The sequence below is a fragment of the Anaerotignum propionicum DSM 1682 genome (genome assembly GCF_001561955.1).
GTDB lineage: Bacteria > Bacillota > Clostridia > Lachnospirales > Anaerotignaceae > Chakrabartyella > Chakrabartyella propionicum.
The window spans coordinates 1,325,850-1,349,741 of sequence record NZ_CP014223.1 but is presented as its reverse complement, the minus strand read 5'-3'; the positions used below and the strand labels follow the sequence as shown (position 1 = coordinate 1,349,741).

Below are 23,892 nucleotides of genomic sequence, written 5' to 3'. Positions count from 1 at the left end.
GAAATCCCATAAAATCAGTATTTACTGCCATTTTTTCTACTTTTCCTCACGTGAAAAATACAGTATCATTTCATCACAAATCGGCACTTTTGCGTTTTTTAGGTGCTCGCATAAAACAGTTGAATATAATTCATTATTTACTACAAATGCTCAAAACCCGCTCCATACAAGGGTTACAGCCATTATCCAAGTAAATCTCTTATTTAACATATTACAGGATTGTGTTAAGTAAGGTTTTTTGTGACATATATTGTAGGCAAATTTAAAACACAAATCTTATTTAACAAACTCTTTTTATGTTAAATTGATTTTTCCAAATGTTTAAAATCCTATAGTATTAGCGTGTTCTATGCAATAAAGCATATTAAAAATACAAAATAATTATTTTAAAACTCATAATTATTTACCTACACTTAAATCTTTTAGAAATTTTGTTGCCTGACATTCAGAATGGTTTAGATCTGATTGCCATCACTGCCTTTCAAAATTAACACAAAAAAGGACTCCATAAGAAGTCCCCTTCATCCACACATACTTATTTATCTCCGTAGTGATACCTACAAGCCAATATATAAATATTCTTATCATCAATTCTATAAATCAGCCTATCCTTATCACTGACTCTTCTACTCCAATACCCTGATAAATTACCTGTCAATGGTTCAGGCTTACCTATGCCAATATTTCCATTTCTCTCAATATCCTGCAAAAGAAGATTTATTTTCTTTAAAGTTTTTCTATCCTCCGTTTGCCAATACTCATAGTCCTTCCACCCGTTTTCAGTAAATACCTTATTCATCCTCATTTACCTCAACCAGCTCATGAGTTTTAGTATTACCATTTTCAAGTTGAGCTTTTGACTCCATCAACCAATCATAGTTATGTTTATTATCCATAACATAAATGTTTTCAATTAAATTATTATAAGCTTCTTCAGAAATCATGACCACATTCTTGTTATCCTTTCTAGTGACAATCATAGTTTCATAATCATCTGTCACCTTATCCATATATGCTTTCATGTTTTCCCTTAAGTTAGTATAGTTGACAGCCAACATAATATACACCTCCACTTAGTACAATATTCTGTACGTTTACAATTAAATTATACAGTACAATATTCTGTACGTCAATAGTGTGTTCAAAATATTTGAGTATTTCTCAACCGCCCTTCTAAAATGCTTAAATTAATCATTAATTTAAGCGTACTAAAAACGTACTATAAACCCTAAAACCCCTATTCTGCCCTATATTTAATACCTTTTCATATACGTTTTTAAGCCATATAGAATGAAAATAATCGAATTTAAACTGAGTGGGAATAATGTTGTGAAACGCTGATAACCCAATAAAAACGGGTATATGGAATTGAGAACAGCCTTATGGCAACGTTTTGGCAACACTATTATATAAAAGAGCTAACTGATTTGGAATGTCAGTTAGCTCTTTTTTGCTGTCTTTTGTCAAAATCCTTTGGAGAATTTTGAATTTTTCCTAGCGGTAAATCATATGTTCTCTTTCCGAAAGGTCATTAGCACGAATATAGCTGAAATTTCAAAATTCACACAGGAATTAAGTTTTCGTTCTGTCAAGTCAGCTTAATAAGGGCAAATTACAGCAGAAAAAACGCTGACTTGAATAAACAGTAAGCAAAACAGCTTTTTCAAATCCATCATCGAACAGAATGGTCTTGCTCATTTACTTGGAAAAGCCAGAAAAGGAAAACACATGATGCAAGCTGATAGGATGAGGCTTGTGGTGACGAGCCTCATTTTTCTGCTTTATCAAGCAATTCAATTGCACCATGCTTTTCTTCAAATTCTCTTATGCAGTTGTTAATGAGATACATTATTTGCCCACTGGCGGAGCGGTCCTCATATTTAGATACATAGTGGAATTTTTGCAATACATCTTCATCAATTCTAATGCTAATATGTTTGTTTTTCTTCAAATCACTCACCCTCTCAAAACTAAATATGCACTTAATATACCTTTATTTTAAGTATATAATGTGCTATTATTCTTATAATGCACTAAAAATTAGTGCATTATATTTCAAGGAAGGGTTGATAAATATGGAAAAAACAAAAACATGCTGTTTTGCAGGTCATCGCAGGTTACCGAAAGATAATATCCAGCGCATTATGATACGCCTTAACCAAGAGATAGACAACCTCATCAGTCAAGGCGTAACGGATTTCATATCAGGCGGTGCCCTTGGATTTGACCAGATAGCAGCTTCAGTGATTACTGCAAAAAAGGAAATGGGATATGATGTCAAGTTAGTATTTGCCTTGCCGTGCAGAAATCAGGATGTACTTTGGACTACAGAGCAGAAAAAGCTATATCATGGGTTGCTTGATGAAGCGGATGAGATTGTTTATGTTTTAGAGACTTACACCAATGATTGCATGAAAAAACGAAATCAATACATGGTGGATAGGTCATTGTACTGTATCTGTGCCCAGATATATTCGACTGGAGGAACGGCTCAGACTGTACAATATGCAAGGCAAAACCGTGTAAAAGTAATTAATATAACAATATAGATGCATGAGAAATACTCACGCATACCTAAATTATCTTCATATATATTCTTCTTTATGCTACATATATGAGAGAACAAAAATCACGCTTTTGGACTTTGAAATATAAATGAGAAAGTCAAAAATATATGAATAGCTGATATAACAGAAATAAGCATGAGCTAAATCATCTAAACAAAATTTTTTAACTTATAGATTTCAGGAGAGAGTTGAAATTAAAACAAAATGCCTTGGAATGCTGTAATTACCGCATTCCCAAGGCTCTTATTAACTACACCAGAGCTATTTTACATAAGTTCTTCCCATATTACCCTCACAATTCTTTTCAAACTTCCATTTTATCATGCGTTAAGTCTGTCCTTTCCCCACCCTTTATATAAACGTTTAATCCAGCTAAGATCAACATTCCCCCTATTACTTTTCCCACAGGTAAATCACCCGCCTGTAAATAATCGATAAAAACGCCTATGGAAAGCTGTCCAATAAACACCAAAACAGTTACATAAACGGCTGACAGATTATTTATTATTATACTATTTAAAAGCATAATTACTGACCCCACTACCCCTCCTAAAAAGTAATAAAATGGAATGCTTGAATATAAAAAATCAATGGGCAAACCATTACTTGTTATAATAAAATAAACAATTGAACAGATAAGCCCCACTAGATAATTCGTTATACCCGCTTGAATTAATCCAACTTTGATAGCCAGCCTCCCATTTATTGAAATACACAGAATTACTAAGCATCCTGCTAATAATGAAAAGAATATGTACATAGTAAGAAGCCTCCTTAAATTAATATCATGGCTATAATTCCTAAGGTCATTATTGCAACTCCAAGGAGTTTTAGAAAATTAACCTTATTTATCTGTTGACCCAGCAGACCAAAATGATCTATTATCATAGAAGCGAAAAGTTGTCCAAGCAAATTTAGGCAAAGCGTAAGAGTGGCACCAAGCTTTAAAAAACTAATATTGTTAAAAAGCACAGTAAAAATGCCCAATGCCCCAGCTGTAAAAAGATAATAAGGCAACCCCTTAATACTTTTTAGGCGGGTACGACTACCTATAAGTAAAACGATGGATCCTAAGAAACCAACTCCATGGATTATTACAAGGGACTGGGTATTTCCCGTTTTAGAAGCTAAAATTCCATTCAGCACTACCATTAAACCAATCAAGACACCATCTAATGTAGCCATAAATTTATACATAATTGTTACTCCCTTCTGCGTTGAATAGATATTATCATACAGATTAAGAATACAGATAGGACATTTGTCAGTTTAAAAAAAATTTGGAGATACTATGAAAAGATATAAAGACAATCTAAGATTAAGCAACTATTTAGAAAAATTTACTTTGAGAGAGATTATTGACGAAAATCTTGAGCTGAGTCATGAATTTTTTCAATTTAAGAAAGGCGATCTGATCTGTGTATTAGGCGAGAAAATCGAGCATTTTTACATACTATTAGAAGGAAATGTAAAGGTATTTACCGTTTCAGCAGATGGTAAAATATTGTGTTTGAGAATATTTGATTCAATCACTAATTTAGGTGATATCGAGCTTTTTACTGAAACCAGATATAGATGTCATGTAGAAGCTCTTTCAGACTGTTTATGTATAGCTTTTCCTATAGATAAGATAAAAACTTACGGACTGAACAATAGCATTTTTTTAAAATATCTATGCATTGATTTATGTAATAAATTTGATGCTATCAGCAGCATAAGTTCAAATAACATCTTATATCCACTGAAAAACCGTTTAGTTGGATACATTTTGGAATATATGAATAAAACTTCAAAATTAGCTGAGTTTCCTTTTTCCTATAAAGAACTATCCGAAATCCTCGGAGTAAGTTATCGGCATTTAAGCAGATGTATAAATGAACTGGAAGCTCAAGGACTCATTAAGAAGATGGGAACTAAAATAAAAGTACTAAAGGAAAATGAAATGAAAAGTTTTGAATTTGATAGTTATCCCCATAAATAGATTTATATATTTCCAATAATAACATTACGTCTATATTGGTACCGCCTCACTCCTATAAAAATTATTGTATAAGAAACAATAAATAGATGCGGAAAAACAAGAGTATTTCTACCTAGTTAACGGCAAATACTCTTGTTTTTACTCTCCCTTTTTAATTGTAGATATGAACTTTTTTTATCAAGTTACTCAACGATTCTTGTAACACTATCCTCTTGTGCTAAGTACATATCCTCTGCCTGTTGCTGAACTTCCTGCAAATCTTTGATAATATCTGTTATTTTATTGAGCAACAGAAAATACATATCTTTATAATCCGTCATTATTATCACCTCAAAAATACTATATCAAGTAACACATATAATATAAAGTGTAAATACAGCGTATATAATTTGTAATTCTTTGCACTATACTATATATGTGAGGTGATATCAATGTTTGAGATAAAGAAAACTGAATTCGTAAATAAAACTTTTAGATTAGAAAAGACTTTGGTAGAGCGATTATCAAAATGTTCAGCAGAACATAACATATCTGTAAATTCTCTAGTTGCCCAGTGTTGTGAATATGCACTTAACCATATGAAAATTGAAGAAAAGGATTTATAAAAGAAAGTGATTTTTTGTTGTAACCTCTATACTTTCATTAAGAAATACTCAAAAGGACTTATGAACGGATATATCATAAGTCCTTTTCTGCGCTTATCTACATTATCAAAATAGATTAAAAATTAAAACTCATATCAATAAAGTTTTGTTTTGCTTGTAAAGGTTATGTGTCCAATAAAAAAATATGTCAAAAGAACTCAATAGCATCTATCCAAATTCATCAGGTAGATGCTCTTGTTTCAGTCGGATAACTATTCGTTTACTTTCGTTGGTTACTCAACTATCCTCGCATCTTCTTGCGCCATGTACAATTCTTCCGCCTGTTGTTGAACTTCCTGCAAATCTTTGATAATATCTGTTATTTTATTAAGCAACAAGAAATACATATCTTCATATTCAATCATTAACATCACCTCTTTTGACATTCAGTAAATGTCATAATAATAACAATTTACCATATAATAAAGCTATTGACAAGCAGAAGATGTCAAAACGGAGGTGGAAAATGTATAAAAATAAAAATTCGGATGGCTCATTAAATCTCTGTGGTAATAAAATTAAAGAATTAAGACAAGCCATAACCCCTACAGTATCCCAGAGAATGCTTGCAAATAAATTACAGCTCATAGGAATTGATTTAGATAAGAATGCCATTCAAAAAATTGAAAGTGGCACAAGATTTGTAACAGACATTGAAATTGTTGCTTTCGCCAAGATATTTAATATTACCACAGATGAACTATTAAAATAAGACTTACAGAAAATAAAACCTATATAAATATCTATATTGTGATTAAAAACAGTGAGGCAACCATAAATGGCAGCCTCTTTTTGTGCCCCATAAAGAGCTTACATTCCATAATAAAAAACATCTCATTAAATTTCCGATATAGATTTCAAATTTTTTTAAAGTTCTGACGCCCACTTGGCAGCTTCATTAGAACTCACCTCAGAATTTTTCTTAGGTTCCACAAAAGCAATCTCTCCAATAAACTGATTTTCAGGAAAAGCTTCTTTCAATTTTGAAAAACACTTCTTTGCTCCGCCTCCACCATGGCATGCAAACAGGGCAATCCGTTTCCCCTCCATTTTATATTGTGTTATAAAACTTTTTATTGGAGGCGCAAAAGAACCTGCCCAAATCGGTGTTCCGATAACAACCGTGTCGTATTTGCTCAAATCAATTCTTTCGTTAATAAGTTGGGGCTTCTCACCAAAAAGAACGCTTTTGCCTCCCCAAAAAAACTTTCCAAATCCCTCTGTTGGATACTGTTTGCTGGTTTTTAACTCCACCGTATCTGCTTTCATTGTTTTGGCAATGACATCTCCCACCAACTTTGTGTTCCCCTCAAAAGAAAAAAATACAACCAATGTGCTCATCTAAACTCTCCTTTCTAATCTGAATTACTATATTAATATCATGCTTTAAAATTACTTATCGCTGTTTTTGATATATTCCGAAGCTGATTGCTTTCTTGGGACATCCATCCACGCACTCCAAACAATTGATACATTCGTAAGAATCCGTCACCTCTTCTTTAACCATGGCTGCTACATCCAAACCCATAGGACAATTCTTGGTACATTTACCACAGGAAATACAGTCTTCAGCTTTTGCTTTTAGTCTAAATCTGGGGATATGCAAAAAATCTCCTAGCTTTTCACCAATTACCATAAAAGGTGCCATCCAGCAAAGACTATGGCACATTCCCCGTCTACCGGTCATAATTGTAAACAAATAAATTAAGGTCATTACAATGGAATATATAATAAAAAATTGCAGATTAAATTCAATAAAATACAAAAAATTTCCCTTTAGTGGACGATTTTGCAGCCATAAATAAACAATGAAAAAAAACCAAATTGTCCATATCATATATTTAGACATGTTTTTTCCTTTACTATTCCAGTGGCGACTATTGACCACGGTAATATGCTCCTGTAAGGCACCGCCGGGACAAAGCCATCCACAAAAAAGACGACTACCAACCATAGAAAACAATAAAAGTGTCCCAAAAATCATTGCACTCCCATTCAGTACACCATTCGACGCAGATACTACAATCACAAAAGGTGATAAAAGCATAAATGTTATGGGAAACATAAGTAAGGAAAAAATAAGTATACCTTTGCGAATCCGCTGTCTCATTTAGAATCAACCTCCCGCTCCGAAATAATTCTTTTGGCCTCCCCAGCCCAATCTCTCATTGCGGAATAGATGTAAACACCACAAAGTGCAGTCAGGTGGCTATAAGTACAGTCTATCCCCTGCTCTTTCAGAAGTTCAAAATACTGCAAATACTCTTTCATATCACGAATCATATTTTCATTTCTCGTGGCAAAATCATCTAAATGCCCAAGTAACACATTCGGCTCTGTATTCTCACCGAAGGAAACTTTCAGCAGTATTTCATATCGAAGCTTTTCTATTTCCGGTGCTTTCCGCAACCAATGATCAAGCTCTTTCCTACCGTCATCCGTTATACTATATGTAATCTGCCCTCGCCCATTTCCCTGTTCTTCCGAAGGAACAGCCAGCCCTTCGGCAACCAATTTTTTCAATGTAGGATAAATTTGACCATAACTCTCCTGCCAAAAATGGCTGTATTCTTTCTCGATCCATTTTTTCATGTTGTATCCCGTTTGTGGCATGCGGGCAAGCATTCCCAATATCACATATTTTGATTTCCCTGTGTTTTCTTTCATATATACACGCTCCATTGATTAATATATCTTTATAATATATCATAAAAATATATACGTCAAGAGTATTTAAATTCGCACTGCTAAAACCAATGACAAATTTAAATCTTTTGAATCAGAAAGGATACCTATTCTCCTTTTCTCCTACAAAAAAGCACGAAATAATAAACGGAAAATGATTTTCTTATAAGATTCGACTCACTGGATTATTCATATGAAAACATACTGAAACAGTTTCAGCTGCGAAAAGAAATACAAAAGAAATTCATAAAAGGTAGAAAATTATTACGCAAATCTTAAAGTATCCTAAGATAAAATTGTGGTATACTTGGTAGAAACGCCCAATAACTAAACACACTGATTCCGTCCATAGTTGGCTTTCATATGTTTTTTACATTTAAAGGAGGATTTTAATAATGTCACTTGAGTTCATAGAAATTTTAAAAGTTATTTTTATTGGTATTGTAGAGGGAATTACTGAGTGGTTGCCAATCAGCAGCACAGGACATATGCTTCTGGTTGACCAGTTTATTGCCCTGAATATGAGCATTCCATTTAAAGAAATGTTTTTTGTTGTAATTCAGCTTGGAGCAATCCTTGCAGTTGTGGTGATATTTTGGAAAAAAATGTTTCCCTTTCAGTTTGGAAATAAAGCACAATCTATCATAAAGAAGGAGACCTTTTCCCTTTGGTTCAAAGTGGTGATTGCATGTGTCCCTGGGGCTATTGTAACTATCCTTTTTGACGATTATATTGAAGCCAATTTACACACTCCTATGGTAATTGCTCTGGCCTTAATTTTTTATGGTGTTGCGTTTATTGTAATTGAACTATGGAATAAAAAGCGCTTGCCAACCACCACAAGGTTAAATGACATCACCTACAAAACAGCGTTTATCATCGGACTATTCCAAGTGCTTTCCATTATTCCCGGCACTTCTCGTTCAGGAGCTACAATTATTGGTGCATTACTGATTGGTATATCAAGAGTGGTCGCCGCAGAATTCACCTTTTTCCTGGCAGTTCCTGTTATGTTTGGCTTAAGTGCCCTTAAAATACTGAAATTTGGATTTTCCTTTACAAGTGCAGAGCTGCTTATCTTAGGCATCGGTATGGTAGTAGCCTTTGTAGTATCTGTTATAGTCATAAAATTTCTCCTTGGATATATTAAAAAGCATGATTTCAAGGTATTTGGCTGGTATCGGATTATCCTTGGTATCATTGTGATAGCATACTTTGCTATACTTTAAATTTAAGTCAATCTAAATTGATCGATACAGCTTTTATATGTGGTATGCTAAAGGGTAAGTAAAACCCAAATCGATTCAAAAAAGATTATTAGATGTTTGGAGGACAACAGATGAATATGCAACTTATTTATGAAGTACCATCAGCACAAGATTATGTAAGTCTTCGGATGCGCTCCGGAATGGGAGGTAAAGATATAAATAGAAGCCAAATAGCTCTAAAAAATTCTTTATTTACAGTGTCCATCTACGATAAAGAGGAACTGATTGGCTTTGGAAGAATTGTTGGCGATGGCGGTATCACCTACGTTGTAAGTGACATTATGGTAGACATGGCCTATCAAGGTAAGGGATATGCCAAGGAAATTATGAAAGCGATCAACTGGTATTTTGAGGAAAATTCCCTCGAAGACAGTTATGTTTGTTTAATAGCAAATTATCCTGCAGACCTATTATATCAAAAGTATCAATTCGACTACTTACCAGAGAACAAGTGCGGCATGTTGCGCAATCAAAAAAAACAGACATTTATTTAGTTCATTCCTTCATGTTGCATAATAATTGTACTGTATAGATATATACTTAATGAAGGGCACCGACTTTTTATCATCCTGCATGATGCTCTAACAAAATCTATTTGCAATCAGTAACCTAATTTTCAAGCCCCCTCACAGCTAAATAAAAAACAACTTGTATTTCTATTGAAATCGTAGTAATATAAAATCATACTATGAAGATTGGAGTTGAAAAAATGATTAACTTTTCTTGCTAATAATTTAGGCAAACAAACAATTGGTTTACCATTGGTTTTGTTGTGCCAAATTGCAAGAAAGTAATTCATTTTTAAAGCTCTTATATTATACGGACTTTTTTTGTATTGTCTCGTTTTATTTAGGCTGTAAGAATTTACTTTCTTGCAGTCTATTTTTTTTAAGGAGGACAATGCATGTCACAAATAAATATTAAAAACCTGACTTTTTCATATGATGGAAGTTATGATACAGTCTTCGAAAATGTAAGTTTTCAGATTGATACTGATTGGAAACTAGGCTTTACCGGCAGAAATGGCAGAGGTAAAACTACGTTTCTAAACCTTTTACTTGGTAATTATGAATATGGAGGCACCATTACGAAATCAGTAGAAATGGCATACTTTCCCTATCCCATTGAAAATATGTCTCAACTTACAATTAATGTGATAGAAGATATCTACCCTAATTATTTACAATGGGAATTAATAAAAGAATTAAACTTTTTAGAACTATCTGATGAAGTATTATATCGCACCTTTGATACGCTTTCAAAGGGAGAGCAAACCAAAATTTTGCTGGCTGTTTTATTTCTAAAAGAAAATACATTTTTGCTGATTGATGAACCAACCAATCATCTGGATGCCCAGGGCAGGCAAATTGTAAGCAAATATCTCAGCCAAAAGAAAGGCTTTATTTTGGTCTCTCATGATAGGGATTTCTTAGATTCCAGTATTGATCACATTCTTTCCATTAATAAGAACAACATTGAAATACAAAAAGGAAACTTCTCTTCTTGGTACCAAAATAAACAGCTACAAGATTCATATGAGATTGCTCAAAATGAGAAATTAAAAACAGAAATTTCCAGACTAAATAAAACCGCAAAAGAAAAACGATCGTGGTCAGATAAAACAGAAGCAAGTAAGTTTGGAGAAGGCCCCTGCGACAGAGGCTACATTGGGCATAAAGCGGCTAAAACCATGAAAAGAGCCAAATCTATTCAAAAACGTATGGAAAGCAGCATTGAAGAGAAACAGAAATTATTGAAAAATATTGAAATCGCTGAAGATCTAAAAATGGAACAATTCACGCATCATAGTAAGACATTGATTACATTTGATGATGTCTCAGCATATTATGGCGAAAAAATTGTGTGTGAACATATTTCTTTTTCCATAAATACAGGTGATATTATATCTGTATGGGGCAAAAACGGTACAGGCAAATCAACAATTTTAAAATTAATTTGTGGGGAAAATATTTCCCATACAGGTACCATTTATATTGCACCAGAGCTGAAAATCTCATATATTTCACAAGATACCTCTACCCTTCGCGGTAATTTAACTGAATTTGCAAAGGAATGTGATATCGATGAGAGCTTATTCAAATCAATATTACGAAAATTAGATTTTTCTCGAATACAGTTTGAAAAAGATATCTCTGTTTTCAGCGGCGGTCAAAAAAAGAAGGTCCTCATTGCCAAAAGCCTATGTGAAAAGGCCCATATTCATATTTGGGATGAACCCCTTAACTTTGTTGATGTGCTATCACGCATTCAATTAGAACGAGTGATTCATGATTTTAAACCTACCCTCTTGTTTGTTGAACATGACAAGGCTTTTTGCGAAAATGTAGCAACCAAAAAAATTATACTTTAGATTTTAAAAGCAATTTCCAATGGGATACCCTTATTTAAAATTGAAGTCCATGCCCCTATACTCACAAAAACAGACCCTCTATGACTTTAATAATCATAGAAGGTCTGTTTTTTCAGACTATATTTTACGATGAGATTAATGATTAGGTTTATAAATTGTAATTTGATTCCTTCCGTTTTGCTTGGAAATATAAACGGCTTCATCCACCTTTTGTATCAGTTGCTCCGCACTGAATGGTTTATGAATTTCTGCAATACCTACGCTGACAGTCACTATATACCCTTTCTCCTTCTCCAGATTCCTTAAATCCTCCATAAATCCTTTGAGTATGCCCTCTGCCTCTTGGGGCCCAGTATCAAGTGCACCAATGAATTCATCTCCGCCCCATCGGGCAGCAATTCCATGGCCCTCAACTGTCTTTTTCAGTGATTCTCCCACCTTAGCAAGTACTTCATTTCCAAATAAATGCCCCTGCGTATCATTCATATCTTTGAAATTATCTATATCAAACATAAAAATAATCTTTCTATGCTCATGATGCTTTCTCACAAAGGAACGATACTGCCTATAAAACAGTTTGCTATTGGGTAACCCCGTCAATTCATCTGTGTTTTCCATTTCAATGGTACGATGGTTAAAATTCAAAAAAACAGCTGTTGTCACCATAATGCATGCAGCGAGGGAAATAAGCATAAAAATTATATTATCCATAATTCCTTTTTGAAAGGAACGATTGATTGAAATTGTATCTTTTTCCAAAATCAAATACCAACCCAGGTTTTCATCATATTTCGTTATAATACATTTTCTTTCATTTGGGGAGGTAAACCATTTCATATATGGCTCAGTGGAAAAATCAGTTAATATTTTATTCTGTATTCCTGTTCGCCTTGCCAATTCCTCCTCGCTCACAAAAACATCCGTATCTTTACCAAAAGAGTTTTCAGAGCCTCTCACATTCACAACATATACAGATAAATTGTAATTTTCTTCATAGGAACGAACAATGCCCTCTATATCAGAGATTTCAAGGCCTACTCCAATGACACCAAGAAGTTCTCCGTCTTCACTTTCCATACGAAAATTAACAAAGGAAGTAATGGTGTTGCCATCCGCTTCGTTAATATCAATTTGAATATCGTATTCATTTCCGGATTTGATAAAATTATAATACCAAATATCATGTTCATCATTTTCCGAAAGTTTCTTATTTAAACCATCTTGAAAATAATAATTTCCCGTTTGTTCTGATACACAGAAAACCGTTGTATAGCCGTATTTTTCCTTGTAAGCATTGAGATAGCTGTATAATTCATTCATATAACCATCCCTATTTTGATTTTCCTTTTCATTGCCGAACCATTTTTTCAAAAATTCATCGTTTGCCATTGTCTTTGACACCATCACAGGTTTTGTCATGGCGTTTTCAATTTGCTTTGTAATATCAACCTCTGCGATGCTAAGAATATTTGCCAGGTATTCTTCAGCCAAATTTTGATACGATTTTGTCTGTTTATATACCACTCCAATAAAACCGGCTATTAAAGAGAAAATAATAATTAAGTTACTTATCAGCAAGATATGTTTTTTCACATTCGGCTCCCCAATTTCAATATTTTAAAACCCGATGCAGCTATATTACAACCATTCACTTTTAATCAAACATAATCTACATATGGGGCATTCTGAAGGGGATATATGTATCCAAAGCTCTTAAGCACAAAAATAATCCTATTTCATGGTTGGCCATGCTTATCATTCTTTAGAACACGTTATGACTTATTTTTTCACAGTAGATCCTCAGTTATTTTACTATAAAATTTGTGGAAAATCCAGAATATATTTTTTATTTAGAATTCCCTTAATCTAATTTAATTGGAACATATATTTTTTATATAAAAAGAAATAGTCTTCTAAATGAAATGTTTTACCCCATTAATAAAATGATACATATCAGAATTGTTGCTTAAACAGCTTCGCCTTGTCTTTATAGAAAAAAGCAGACTTTTGTCTGCTCTAGTTCCTTTTCTTATGACTTCCATCATTTAAAAGAAGGGATTATTGTATAATGATATCCATAACTTGGTGGCGTACAGAATCATGATAGCCTGTTCCTCTTTCTGTAAAACCAAGGATTAGCATAACCTCTCCTTGAATACCAAAAGTTTCTTTCATTTCACTGTAGACCTCATTCATCCCTTCTAATGGTTCCATCAGCTGAACAGCAGGTTTTATTGTGTACCCTTCTGTATGAAGTCCAAGGAAAGAAAGTGCCTCACCCACCCTAATGTAGTCAGAATGTGTTGGGTTCTCAAGGGAAATGATCATATAAGCCTTTTCATTCTTCAATCGTTGTTTAAAAGCAGTGACAGAATTTTTTCCAAAGCATTCCCATTCCTGACTGGCTCCTACTAGGGGTTCCACAAACATCCTTAGCGCCGGGGACATGGTATTTAATGATAAACCATATCTATATTGATTCTTTGCCCACTTTGTAAATCGAAAAATCTGCAAAAGTTCTTCCGTAGCTTTCTGATTTCCCCCTTCAATCATCGTACCTTTTAACAAGTATTCCTGAAGAAGTAATTTTTGCTCCTCCATTATCCAAAGCTTTTGATACCCTTTTAAAGGAGTTTCCATAAAATCTAAAATTACTTCTTCCTCTAGCTTAGGAGTTACTTTTTTCATCCCTTGGGTAGCCGATGTAATCCCATCAACCTTACTTTCTGCTTGCCCTAAAATTTGAAATGTTGCAATCAGATTTAGCTTTTCACTTGTATAAATGGGTGCATACTGCACATCCATATCCAATCCTTTCTTCTTTGCCGTTTCCTTAACCGAACCTATAAAAGTACCCAAACTCATAAGAAGCTGTTGGTTTTCAGGATCAATGATAGGCAAGGTTTTATCCATATCCGCATATAATGAAAATGTATTTTCATCCTGAATTTTTATCTTCCATGGCTGCATATTATGGCTGCTGGAAGATGCAATCCCCCCACGAATCAGTTGAAATTCCTCTTCTGACATTATATTTTTTTCAATGTCATACTTATCTTCTCCGATATTGTATTTCGTTTTCAAAAAGGCTCCATCCCAAGAAGCCATACCAAAAATTACAATTGCAATTGCTGATAAAAATACAATAATTATCATTCTTTTTCTCCTACTCATTTTAATCCTCCAAGCATCTGTCTTGTTAGCTTCATTTGCCCTTCAATAATATTCTCAATGGAAACACCATAATATTCCTCCATCCATTTCCCTTTGCTGTGGAGTAACTGAGCAATACCTTGAATATGTGCCCATAAAAAAACTGCCAGATTTCCGTCAAATACCGTGGTATTCAAATTCAATTCTCGAAATAAATGCATCAATTCATATTGATTTGCAATCAAATGAATTTCATTTACTTGTTTCTCATACTGATTCTCATACCTTTTTTCATCAAATCCAAGGATTAATGCGCCCTCTCTTGGATTTTCCAGCATAAACTTTATGTATGCCTCACCTAAGTAAATGATTTTGTCAAAAGCGCAAACCTTTTGTGTCATGGCATCACCCATGGCAACATTCATTCGTTCAAAACTTCTTTTTACCAATTCTAAATACATCTCATCTTGACTATGAAAATAGGCGTATAAAGTTCTTTTACTGACGCCGGCTTCCTCACATATTTCATTGCTAGACAAGCTTGCCCAGTTTTTTTCTAAAAGTAAAGAAAAAATCCCATCGATAATTGCATCTTGAATGTATTCTTTTTTCTTATTTCGTTCCATACAACCTCCGCAAAAGTATACTATTAGTTTACTTTTTAAATATATATTGTCTTTCAGTTATTGTCAAGCGCTAAAACATAAAAAAGCCGATGAATAATCGGCTTTCATTTTTCTTTTTCTTATTGAAATCTCCGTTGCAAGATGCCGACTGCTGATAAAAAGGCTGTAAGAACTAAGCAATCTAAGTCCTTACAGCCTTTATCATTTTACTCGTCTGCCGCACTTATTTTCATGACTAATCCGTTTTCATCATCGTCATCAAAATCAAATTCTTCTTCCTTTTGGCAAAATGGGCATGAAACGTCAAATAATCCACAAAACAAAAGGATTGTTGATACAATAAACACTGCCCCACTCGCTGCTAATATCGCTTTTTTATTTTTTCTGGGTAAAGAAATTCCAATCATTATCCCAAAGGCAGTGAGGCAAAGCTTAAAAATAGTGATATCTTTCCAATCAAATTCTACAATAAAGCTTTCCAAAAATTCTTTAATTCTTCTCATTGTACCCCTCCTCATCTTTCCACTGTTTCAAACTTAAAGTCATTATCTCTACCTTCAAAAGTAAAAATGTTCGCCGCACCCTCTGTGGCAATCACGCGCCCATCCTCTGTTACAAAAACCGCTTCAAAGTCGTTACTGCTTCGCCATAGCTGCACAGCTTTATCTAAGCCCATAACAAACAACGCGGTTGATAACCCATCAGCTTTCGTACCATCCTTGCTAATAATGGTAACAGATAAAAGACCTCTATCAGCAGGATACCCAGTATTAGAATCAATTATGTGATGATAACGTTTTCCTTTTTCCTCAAAATAGCGTTGATAGCCACCAGAAGTTATGACGAAACAATCCTGAATGGCGAGTAATCCTACATAATCATTGGCATTTAAAGGATTTTCGATGGCTACCTTCCAATTTTCGCCGTTTGGCTTCGTTCCGATAGCACCAATATTGCCACCCAAAGAAAATAAACCACTGGTTACACCTTTTTCTTTCAATAATGCCGCAACTTTATCAGAGGCATATCCCTTTGCAATTCCACCTAAATCAACCGCCATACCTTTTTTTAGTAATTGAGCGGTTGATGTATTTTCATCAATCACTAAATCATCAATATTTGTTAATGGCAGAAGGTTTTCCAAGGTTTCCTGCGCCGGAACATGCTTCTCACCATCAGTGGTAAAGCCCCATGCTTTTACCACCGGTGATATGGCAATATCGAATGCTTGATTCGTCAGCTCTCCAATTTCCTTTCCATGCTTCAATACCTCTTCTGTATCCGCAGAAAGCTTAACTGAATCTAAACCTGACTGTGCATTCAATTTGGAAATCTCACTGTCTTCCAAAGTTACAGAAAATAATCTTTCCAGCCTGCGTATTTCCTGCTCCGCATCTGTTAAAATTTCTTCACCATTTTCATGGTATATGGTAAATTGCATCACAGTGTCCATGGAAAATGTTGTCATTTCATGCAGGTTTGCCTCTGCATGTTTGTTTAGCATGTTCTGGGCTTCATCTCGCTTTTCTGCACACCCAGTAGCAAAACTAAATGTAAAGCACAGTAGGATTGCCATTGCTATTTTTCTTTTCATTTATCAGTTCTCCTTGCCCACTACTTGTTTCTTTCTACATTCTAACCAATTTCATTCCCCATGTCAAATAAAGAAAGGTCGTATCATATTTTGATACAACCTTTTTATTCATTTGAAAGTTCCTTTGCTTTTTCAGCAAAAGATTGAACATTTTAAAATAATATATAAAGCATTGCCACAGCAAGGCCAACGCCAATCATGAGTAAACTTTTTGCAAAGCCCTCACCATACACAATTTTATCCGTCTCCTCATCAGTATAAGCAGAGAAATAACGATCCTCGGGGGGAACAACTCTACCACTGTCATCATTAAAAATTGCCATACGCAAGATGGAAATCACGCCATCCGTCAAAGAACCTGCAATACGGGCAAAAAAGGCACCAATGAAGGGAAGGATTTTTAACAAAACAGGGCGATAAATTCTATTTTCCAAGTTAAGTCCCTTTGGCCAGCGGTCAATATAAACTAAATTTCCATTATGATCCCTCTCCATAAGTACTTTTCGAATAAAGAGAAGATAGACCAAAGCCCCAATCCCAACTGAAACTACAGCACCCTTAACATTCACCCAAGCAAAATATTGCACTACGTGTTCTGGCGCATGGGCACCCATAAAATGATAACTGGCATCAGCAATTTTATCTGCTGTTAAATAAGGGAAAATACCCACAATGGGTAAAGCCACTGCGCATAGGGTCAAAATAATTCCGGATACTTTGCTTAAATAATCCCCTTTCCTAGAAGGATAACAACTGTTGGCATAAGGATTTGTTTCCACAAAGATAGCCACAAAGATTTTTGTCATATATGCCAACGTCAACCCACCTGAAAATAGGAAAATCCATTCAACGGATTGCATATAAATCGTAGACTGTCCTGCTTCATGCAACAGCTCAATATATTCCACAATGCTTTCATGAATTAAGGTTTTGCTGATATACCCATTCCAAAAAGGAATACCCGTGATACCTAACACACCCATAAGAAAGATAAACTTCAAAAGAGGTTTATCTTTTCCCCAGCCTCTGATTTCATTGAGGTTAAGCTTTTGCAAATTCATGTAAATTACGCCAGCAGATAGGAATAATACCAACTTCAATAAAGAGTGATTCACAATATGAAGAATGGTTCCTCCTGCAGCCAAAGCATTATGAGAGCCCAGTAGACCTTGCATACCAATGGCTATTGTTACAAACCCAATTTGAGACATGGAAGAACAAGCCAATGTTCTTTTCAAATTGACAGAGAAAACAGCCAAAATAGCCCCTGTAACCATAGTAATCACGCCAAGGAGCAAAACAAAGTTGCCCCAGCCTGCATCATAAAGGAATATTTTGCAGCTCAAAACCAAAATGCCGAAAATACCAGCTTTTGACAAGATACAAGATAACAAAGTGGTGGCAGGTGTAGGTGCCGCAGGATACGCCTCAGGCAACCATGTGTGCAATGGAAAAAGGCCTGCTTTTGCGGCGAATCCAAATAAAATCAGACCACCAACAATATAAAATTTGCTCTTATCCTCTTGTGTTGCCATAAATTCTGCTAAGGCCTCAATATTTAATGTCCCTGCCATATGATACATCATAAACAGACCCATTAGCGTCACCAAACCGCCGATAATGGCAATTCCTAAATAGCTTTGTGCCGCCCTGATTACTGCATCACTTTCTTGATGAATCACCAGTACAAAGGAAGTAAAGGACATCATTTCAAAGAAAATAAAAGTAGTATATAAATCTGCGGAAAGGAAAATGCCCAATGTTGCACCAAGGGTCATCAGCATAAAGAAATAGTATCTGTTTCTGTTATGATAGTGAGCAAGGTATTCCTTGGAAAATACCGTGGTAATAAACCAGATGGATGAGGTCAGCACTGCTAAAATCACCCGCAATCCATCCCCTTCAAAGTTTAGGCCCAACCCGCAAAATTCAGGCAAAGAATAGCTGGCATGCTTCCCAATTAACAGCAATGTACCACCCATCACCAAAAAGGTAGCAAAACAAGCCCAATTATTTCTTGTTTCCTTATGTTTTCTACCAATTGCATATCCCAAAACAGCCTCCACCATCGGGAAGAAAACCAATAAAGGCAAAAGTATATTCTGATGCATATCCGTTTTCCTCCTTTCTTAAATAATTCCTGTCGCAACCTTCTCTAATACAGAAAGAAGGTTCGAGGGAAACAATCCGATTAAAACTGTAATAATTGTCAGCATAATGAGGGGAACCGTCATATATGCATTGGGATCAGAAACATGGTCATAATATCCCGCGGGATACTCTCGTTTTCTTGGGAAATACGCACGCACAAGTACATAAAGGATATACAGTGCCGTTAAAACCGCAGAAATAATCAGCGCCACAATGCCAAAATAAGCCATAGGGTTTTCCGATTGTACTGCCGCTGTAGCCAAGGCCCACTTGCTATGGAAGCCTGCAAAAGGCGGTATACCCACCAAACTAATCCCTGTTAGTGCCATGCTTAAGAAGGTGATAGGCATAAGCCTGCCAAAGCCTTCAATTTCATATAAATACTCTCTATGGGTCTTGTATAAAATAGCACCAGCAGTAAAGAACAGCGTTATTTTAATTACAGCATGATAAATCATATGCAAAAGCCCTGCTGTAAGCCCTGCTGGCGTCATCAAAGCCGCACCAAATACAATATACGAAAGATTTGAAATCGTAGAATAGGCAAAGCGCCTTTTAATATGAGGCATTCTCAAGGCTAGGGTGGAACCGAATACAATGGTAATCGCCGTGGCAATCAAAATAACATTTTGAGCCCAGCTACCGATAAGATAATCTGTGCCAAAGCTAAAATAAATCAAACGGACAATTGCAAAAATGCCGGATTTCACAACAGCAACCGCATGGAGCAATGCAGTAACCGGTGTTGGTGCAACAGAGGCCTTTGGCAGCCAACGATAAAAAGGTAAAACAGAAGCCTTAACACCAAAACCAAAAAATGCAGCTAAAAATACAATTTGCAAAGTTTGTTCGTTCCCTCTAATCATTTCGGGAATCAACACACCGCCATAAGTAAATTCCAGTCCATCACCGTAGCAGTATAAAAATACAAAACCGATAAATGCCAGCGCTGCACCGAACATCATATAAAAAATGTATGTTTTCCCTGCGTGCCTAGCTTTATTATCCATAGCGTGCATAACCAACGGAAGGGTCGCCAATGTTAAAAACTCATAAAAAAGATACATGGTAAGGAAATTGCCTGAAAAAGCAACGCCCAAAACTACACCATAGGTCATTGTGAAAAAGGCAAAAAATTTGTCCTCTCTGCCTTCATGGGTCATATACTCAAAAGCGTAAACCGTAGTAATCACCCATAAAATAGAAACCATAGTGGCAAAAACCTTTGACAGACCATCAATGTGCATTGTCAAAGACAGCTTCTCACTAAAACGTATTAAAGTCACTACACCCGCATCCGCAAAATAAATTGCATAGAGGGCAAAAATTGTATTTAAAATTGTGATTGAGAAAACCCAAATTTCCCTTTGCTTTCTGTTACTAAACTTTACCGGCAGCAGCGCAACACCTGCTATGATCGGAAAGATCACCGGTAAGATCGTTGCAAATTTATCCATAACGTCCCACCCTTTCCTAAAAAATTACGCCGCTTATATTGTTAATGAAAATTTCTAAACAGTTTGGAAAAATACCAAAAAAAACAACTGCTATTGATAAAATTAACAAAGGAATTGTCATCAAATAATTCGGTTCTCTTTTTTGAACGGCAGAATAGTTAAATGTATTTCCCGGGAAAAAACCATCCATCACTATGGAAAACAAATATCCGGCTGTTAACAGCGCACTAACCATTAGGATTGCCACACCAACAATTGCAAGGGTGCCTACCGAAGAACCTAATGCACCTTGAGCCAAAAACCATTTGCTCACAAAACCACCCATAGGTGGAATACCTACAAGAGACAAGGAGGCAATGGTAAAGCACCCCATCACAATGGGCATTTCTTTTCCAATTCCCCGCAGTTCTTCCACGAGGGTACACCCTTTTTTGTAGATGATTGCGCCGGCGCAAAGGAACAGTATGTTTTTCGCCACTGCATGAAATGCAACCTGCAGTAATGCTCCTGTAAACCCAACTGGGGTAAGCAACATTAAGCCGAAAATTACGTATGAAACCTGACTCACCGTGGAATATGCCAATCTTTTTTTCAAAATCTTTTCTTTATAGGCCAGCATAGAACCCATAAAAATCGTGATTAAGGATAAAACCAGCACCGCCGTTTGTGCCCATGAACCTCTGATAAAATCCGCACCAAACAGATAAAACGTTACACGAATAATACAGATTATACCGCCTTTTGTAATAATACCCGAAAGTACTGCTGATGCCGGTGACGGTGCAACCGGATGGGCGGTAGGCAACCATGCATGTAGGGGAAACATACCTGCCTTGCAGCCAAAACCAACTGCCATTAGAAAGAATACAGAAAGTAAAAGATTTTCATTCCCTGCAATAAGGACCATGTTTAGCGTTCCACCAGGAGCAAATTCTGTGGTGATGCAATAGGTATTCAGGAAGAAGAATCCCAAAAGACCAAGGCCTGCACCAAAAATAGAATATCCCAAATATTTCATGCCTGCTCTTACTGATTGTGGCTCTTGGGAATGAATCACCAGAGGGAACGTTAACAGGGTCATAAGCTCATATGAAAAATACATTGTCATCATATTGGCTGAAAAACATAGGCTAACCAGTGCACTTAAAGACATTACATAAAACATAAAAAAACGTGCAGGCTTATTCTCATGTTTCATATACTCCATGGAAAAAACCGCGGCCAAAAGCCATATTACACAAATTAGAACCGCAAAATATCTGGCAATTCCATCTATATGATAGGCAATAGAAAGCCTATCTGTCATGTTCCATACTGTTAGGGAACTTTCTCCCATTGCCACATAAAGAACCAAAGCCAGTTCTACAGCAATTGTTACAAAAACCGTCCTATTTCGTTGCTTTTCATTATTTATAAAACCGATTATTATTCCTGCGATAAACGGCAGAATTACCGGAAGCAACAGCATCGTATCTCCAGACATTTTATCACCTCATCCTCTCACCGTTTTGCAATTACTGTGCTAACAATTCAATGCTTATTTGAATAATGTGGGTTATTGGGCGATAGCAAATGCCTAATATTAAATTTAATATGATAAACCCAACAATAGAAGTAGCAAAAGCAGGTGAATTGGTAACAGCAGGTTTCTTCTCCTCTCCTTTTACTGGAGTCCAGATTGCAATAACAGATGGCAGGAAATATAAAGCATTTAATACCATACTAACACCTAAGACAATTAAAACCGCAGCCATTTTGCCCGAAGAGTATACAGACGCAGTGGCAAAATATATCTTTGAAATGAAACCTGCCAAAAGAGGAATACCAATCATAGACAATGCCCCAATGGTATACCCGATACCTGCCAGAGGATTACGTAGTGCCACCCCTCTCATATGATATATCTTTTCTTTGCCATCGCTATCCTCGACGAAGCTGCCACAGCAGATAAACAATAGGGTTTTTGTCACCGCATGGGCAAGAATATGGAAGCAAGCCGCCGTCATGCCAACAGGGGAAGCCATTCCAATGCCCATATAAATATATCCAATTTGCGCTACAGAGGAATATGCCAGCATACGCTTCATTTTACGTTCTCTCATAGCATAAACAGAGCCCATTACCATTCCCGCCAAGCCAAAAGCAAACAATACCTCAGTAATTTTTAATGTATGCATTACTTGGGCAGAGAACACGCAATAAATTAACTTAATTCCCAAAATTATATAGCTTTTCAGCACCAAACCTGACAAAATACCACTGGAAGTTGGAATTGCTGCTTGATATGCTCCCGGTAGCATGGAGTGGAAAGGAAAAAGTGCACTTTTTATTGCAACACCAATAAACATAAAGCCAGTTACAACCAAAAGGGGCATCCTGTATGCCTCTGTCTTAATCAATTCTAAAATCGCTTCCTGCATTTGAGGAAACAAAAGATGACCTGTAATGCTATACAATATACAAACACCCAAAAGGAACAAGCCTGAACCCAAAAGACTGATTACCAAGTAGTGGGTTGTACCAACCATAGACTGGGGTGTACCCTTCGCCATAATCAACGCACAGGAAGCGATTGTATTAATCTCAATAAACACATATGCCGTAAAAATATCATTTGTATAAACCAAAGCAAGCATGGCTCCAAACAACGCATTTAACATGATAAAATACAAAGGTTGTTTTTCTTCCACTACATCCTTAAAAATAAATTGAGAACCTCCACTTACCGTCAATAGCATTACAACACTAAAGGTAGTTGCCATCAAAGCCTCCAGTGGGCCTGCCCGTAATTCATTGCCCCATGGTGCGGGAAAGTGTCCCATCATGAATGTAAACATCTCATTCTTCACCGATACACTTACCAGCAAGAGTCCAGACATAATACAAACCACAAGAACCATTCCTAAATGAATTTTATAAGCAGTCTTCCCTTTTTTTACTAAGGCTGTTACAATACCGCTGAGCATGGCCAAAAAAATACTGAAAAAGGGTATATTATGTATCCAATTTAAATGCTCCATTATTCCCCTTCCTCCTCTCTGGATAATTTCATAATTTCGTCCATATTCAACGAACCATAATGTTTATAAAGTCGCTGAACCAAAGCCAGAGAAAAGGCAGTAATACTAACAGAAACAACAATACCTGTTAAAACCAATCCTGCGGGAATAGGATTCACATAGTAGGTAGCATCTACAACTCCATCGGTTAAAATCGGCGCTACTCTGCCAAAAATATATCCTTGAGCCGCTAGAAACAAATATACCGCCGTATCCATGATATTTAAGCCAATGAATTTCTTGATCAAGTTATTTTGCAACAGCAGATTCATAAAGCCGATTCCAAATAGAATGACCGAAACTGCCTCGTAAAAATTTGTTCCCAGATGATTCATA

The 23,892-nt window shown here is 35.8% G+C and carries 26 protein-coding genes; 6 read left to right on the top strand and 20 right to left on the bottom strand.

Features of this window, described 5'->3' with window-relative positions; translation table 11 throughout:
• Positions 1–535: 535 nt before the first annotated feature.
• The 3 genes from CPRO_RS06375 to CPRO_RS06365 all read right to left on the bottom strand — a co-directional run bounded on the left by CPRO_RS06375 (position 536) and on the right by CPRO_RS06365 (position 1,951).
• Positions 536–799: a Txe/YoeB family addiction module toxin gene (locus CPRO_RS06375; protein ID WP_066049271.1), complete on the bottom strand. Its 264-nt coding sequence runs from the start codon at positions 797–799 to the stop codon at positions 536–538.
• Positions 792–1,058 (bottom strand): type II toxin-antitoxin system Phd/YefM family antitoxin, encoded by a 267-nt coding sequence (locus CPRO_RS06370; protein WP_066049268.1) that lies wholly within the window; start codon positions 1,056–1,058, stop codon positions 792–794. The genes CPRO_RS06375 and CPRO_RS06370 overlap by 8 nt, the downstream gene beginning before the upstream one ends.
• Positions 1,059–1,768: 710 nt before the next feature.
• A complete protein-coding gene (locus tag CPRO_RS06365) occupies positions 1,769–1,951 on the bottom strand; it encodes a hypothetical protein (protein WP_066049265.1) in 183 nt (60 codons plus the stop codon).
• On the opposite strand from CPRO_RS06365, the gene CPRO_RS06360 reads away from it, so the two are divergent.
• A complete protein-coding gene (locus CPRO_RS06360; protein ID WP_082754254.1) occupies positions 1,926–2,549 on the top strand; it encodes an SLOG family protein in 624 nt (207 codons plus the stop codon). The two genes, CPRO_RS06365 and CPRO_RS06360, sit on opposite strands and share 26 nt — an antisense overlap.
• A gap of 322 nt (positions 2,550–2,871) precedes the next feature.
• On the opposite strand, the gene CPRO_RS06355 is transcribed toward CPRO_RS06360, so the two are convergent.
• The gene (locus CPRO_RS06355; RefSeq protein WP_066049260.1) at positions 2,872–3,327 is read right to left on the bottom strand and encodes a DMT family transporter; all 456 of its coding nucleotides are present in this window, start codon (positions 3,325–3,327) and stop codon (positions 2,872–2,874) included.
• 14 nt (positions 3,328–3,341) lie between these two features.
• A complete protein-coding gene (locus CPRO_RS06350; protein ID WP_066049257.1) occupies positions 3,342–3,764 on the bottom strand; it encodes a DMT family transporter in 423 nt (140 codons plus the stop codon).
• Positions 3,765–3,858: 94 nt separating this feature from the next.
• Here CPRO_RS06350 and CPRO_RS06345 point away from each other — a divergent pair, with 94 nt between their 5' ends.
• The gene (locus tag CPRO_RS06345; protein ID WP_066049255.1) at positions 3,859–4,548 is read left to right on the top strand and encodes a Crp/Fnr family transcriptional regulator; all 690 of its coding nucleotides are present in this window, start codon (positions 3,859–3,861) and stop codon (positions 4,546–4,548) included.
• A gap of 182 nt (positions 4,549–4,730) precedes the next feature.
• Here the strand turns inward: CPRO_RS06345 and CPRO_RS15560 are convergent, their stop codons facing one another.
• Entirely contained in the window at positions 4,731–4,868 is a 138-nt protein-coding gene (locus CPRO_RS15560; RefSeq protein ID WP_200777669.1) for a hypothetical protein, read from the bottom strand.
• A gap of 557 nt (positions 4,869–5,425) precedes the next feature.
• Positions 5,426–5,557, bottom strand: coding sequence for a hypothetical protein (locus tag CPRO_RS15900; protein ID WP_257721890.1), 132 nt, complete (start codon positions 5,555–5,557; stop codon positions 5,426–5,428).
• Between the two features lie 101 nt (positions 5,558–5,658).
• On the opposite strand from CPRO_RS15900, the gene CPRO_RS06340 reads away from it, so the two are divergent.
• Positions 5,659–5,904, top strand: a complete 246-nt coding sequence (locus tag CPRO_RS06340; protein WP_066049252.1) for a helix-turn-helix domain-containing protein — start codon at positions 5,659–5,661, stop codon at positions 5,902–5,904.
• A gap of 155 nt (positions 5,905–6,059) precedes the next feature.
• Here CPRO_RS06340 and CPRO_RS06335 read toward each other — a convergent pair whose 3' ends face one another.
• Genes CPRO_RS06335 through CPRO_RS06325 form a run of 3 tightly spaced genes read right to left on the bottom strand, consistent with a single transcriptional unit; the run spans position 6,060 to position 7,859 of the window.
• Entirely contained in the window at positions 6,060–6,533 is a 474-nt protein-coding gene (locus CPRO_RS06335; RefSeq protein ID WP_066049249.1) for a flavodoxin family protein, read from the bottom strand.
• A gap of 55 nt (positions 6,534–6,588) precedes the next feature.
• On the bottom strand, positions 6,589–7,302 hold the full coding sequence (locus tag CPRO_RS06330; protein ID WP_066049246.1) for a 4Fe-4S binding protein: 714 nt from the start codon (positions 7,300–7,302) through the stop codon (positions 6,589–6,591).
• Entirely contained in the window at positions 7,299–7,859 is a 561-nt protein-coding gene (locus CPRO_RS06325) for a PadR family transcriptional regulator (protein ID WP_066049243.1), read from the bottom strand. Before CPRO_RS06325 ends, CPRO_RS06330 begins: the two co-directional genes overlap by 4 nt.
• A gap of 413 nt (positions 7,860–8,272) precedes the next feature.
• On the opposite strand from CPRO_RS06325, the gene CPRO_RS06320 reads away from it, so the two are divergent.
• The 3 genes from CPRO_RS06320 to abc-f all read left to right on the top strand — a co-directional run bounded on the left by CPRO_RS06320 (position 8,273) and on the right by abc-f (position 11,516).
• Complete coding sequence (locus tag CPRO_RS06320; RefSeq protein ID WP_066049241.1) at positions 8,273–9,106, top strand: undecaprenyl-diphosphate phosphatase; 834 nt, start codon at positions 8,273–8,275, stop codon at positions 9,104–9,106.
• Between the two features lie 110 nt (positions 9,107–9,216).
• Positions 9,217–9,639, top strand: coding sequence for a GNAT family N-acetyltransferase (locus CPRO_RS06315; RefSeq protein WP_236782397.1), 423 nt, complete (start codon positions 9,217–9,219; stop codon positions 9,637–9,639).
• A 410-nt stretch (positions 9,640–10,049) separates the two neighbouring features.
• Positions 10,050–11,516, top strand: coding sequence for a ribosomal protection-like ABC-F family protein (gene abc-f, locus CPRO_RS06310; RefSeq protein WP_066049238.1), 1,467 nt, complete (start codon positions 10,050–10,052; stop codon positions 11,514–11,516).
• 135 nt (positions 11,517–11,651) lie between these two features.
• Here the strand turns inward: abc-f and CPRO_RS06305 are convergent, their stop codons facing one another.
• The 10 genes from CPRO_RS06305 to CPRO_RS06260 form a co-directional block, all read right to left on the bottom strand.
• Positions 11,652–13,109 carry a sensor domain-containing diguanylate cyclase gene (locus CPRO_RS06305; protein ID WP_066049235.1) on the bottom strand — a complete coding sequence of 486 codons (1,458 nt, stop codon included), beginning with the start codon at positions 13,107–13,109 and terminating at the stop codon, positions 11,652–11,654.
• Positions 13,110–13,574: 465 nt separating this feature from the next.
• Entirely contained in the window at positions 13,575–14,690 is a 1,116-nt protein-coding gene (locus CPRO_RS06300; RefSeq protein ID WP_066049233.1) for a hypothetical protein, read from the bottom strand.
• A complete protein-coding gene (locus CPRO_RS06295; protein WP_066049230.1) occupies positions 14,687–15,295 on the bottom strand; it encodes a TetR/AcrR family transcriptional regulator in 609 nt (202 codons plus the stop codon). Before CPRO_RS06295 ends, CPRO_RS06300 begins: the two co-directional genes overlap by 4 nt.
• Before the next feature lie 206 nt (positions 15,296–15,501).
• The gene (locus CPRO_RS06290; RefSeq protein WP_066049227.1) at positions 15,502–15,798 is read right to left on the bottom strand and encodes a hypothetical protein; all 297 of its coding nucleotides are present in this window, start codon (positions 15,796–15,798) and stop codon (positions 15,502–15,504) included.
• Positions 15,799–15,809: 11 nt separating this feature from the next.
• On the bottom strand, positions 15,810–16,889 hold the full coding sequence (locus CPRO_RS06285; protein ID WP_082754253.1) for an FAD:protein FMN transferase: 1,080 nt from the start codon (positions 16,887–16,889) through the stop codon (positions 15,810–15,812).
• Positions 16,890–17,041: 152 nt separating this feature from the next.
• Positions 17,042–19,000, bottom strand: a complete 1,959-nt coding sequence (locus tag CPRO_RS06280; protein WP_066049224.1) for a complex I subunit 5 family protein — start codon at positions 18,998–19,000, stop codon at positions 17,042–17,044.
• Between the two features lie 18 nt (positions 19,001–19,018).
• Positions 19,019–20,497: a complex I subunit 5 family protein gene (locus CPRO_RS06275; protein ID WP_066049221.1), complete on the bottom strand. Its 1,479-nt coding sequence runs from the start codon at positions 20,495–20,497 to the stop codon at positions 19,019–19,021.
• Between the two features lie 16 nt (positions 20,498–20,513).
• Positions 20,514–21,980 (bottom strand): complex I subunit 5 family protein, encoded by a 1,467-nt coding sequence (locus tag CPRO_RS06270; RefSeq protein ID WP_066049218.1) that lies wholly within the window; start codon positions 21,978–21,980, stop codon positions 20,514–20,516.
• 31 nt (positions 21,981–22,011) lie between these two features.
• Entirely contained in the window at positions 22,012–23,517 is a 1,506-nt protein-coding gene (locus CPRO_RS06265; protein ID WP_066049215.1) for a complex I subunit 5 family protein, read from the bottom strand.
• Positions 23,517–23,891, bottom strand: a complete 375-nt coding sequence (locus CPRO_RS06260; RefSeq protein ID WP_066049213.1) for a sodium:proton antiporter — start codon at positions 23,889–23,891, stop codon at positions 23,517–23,519. Before CPRO_RS06260 ends, CPRO_RS06265 begins: the two co-directional genes overlap by 1 nt.
• Between the last annotated feature and the right edge of the window lies 1 nt (position 23,892).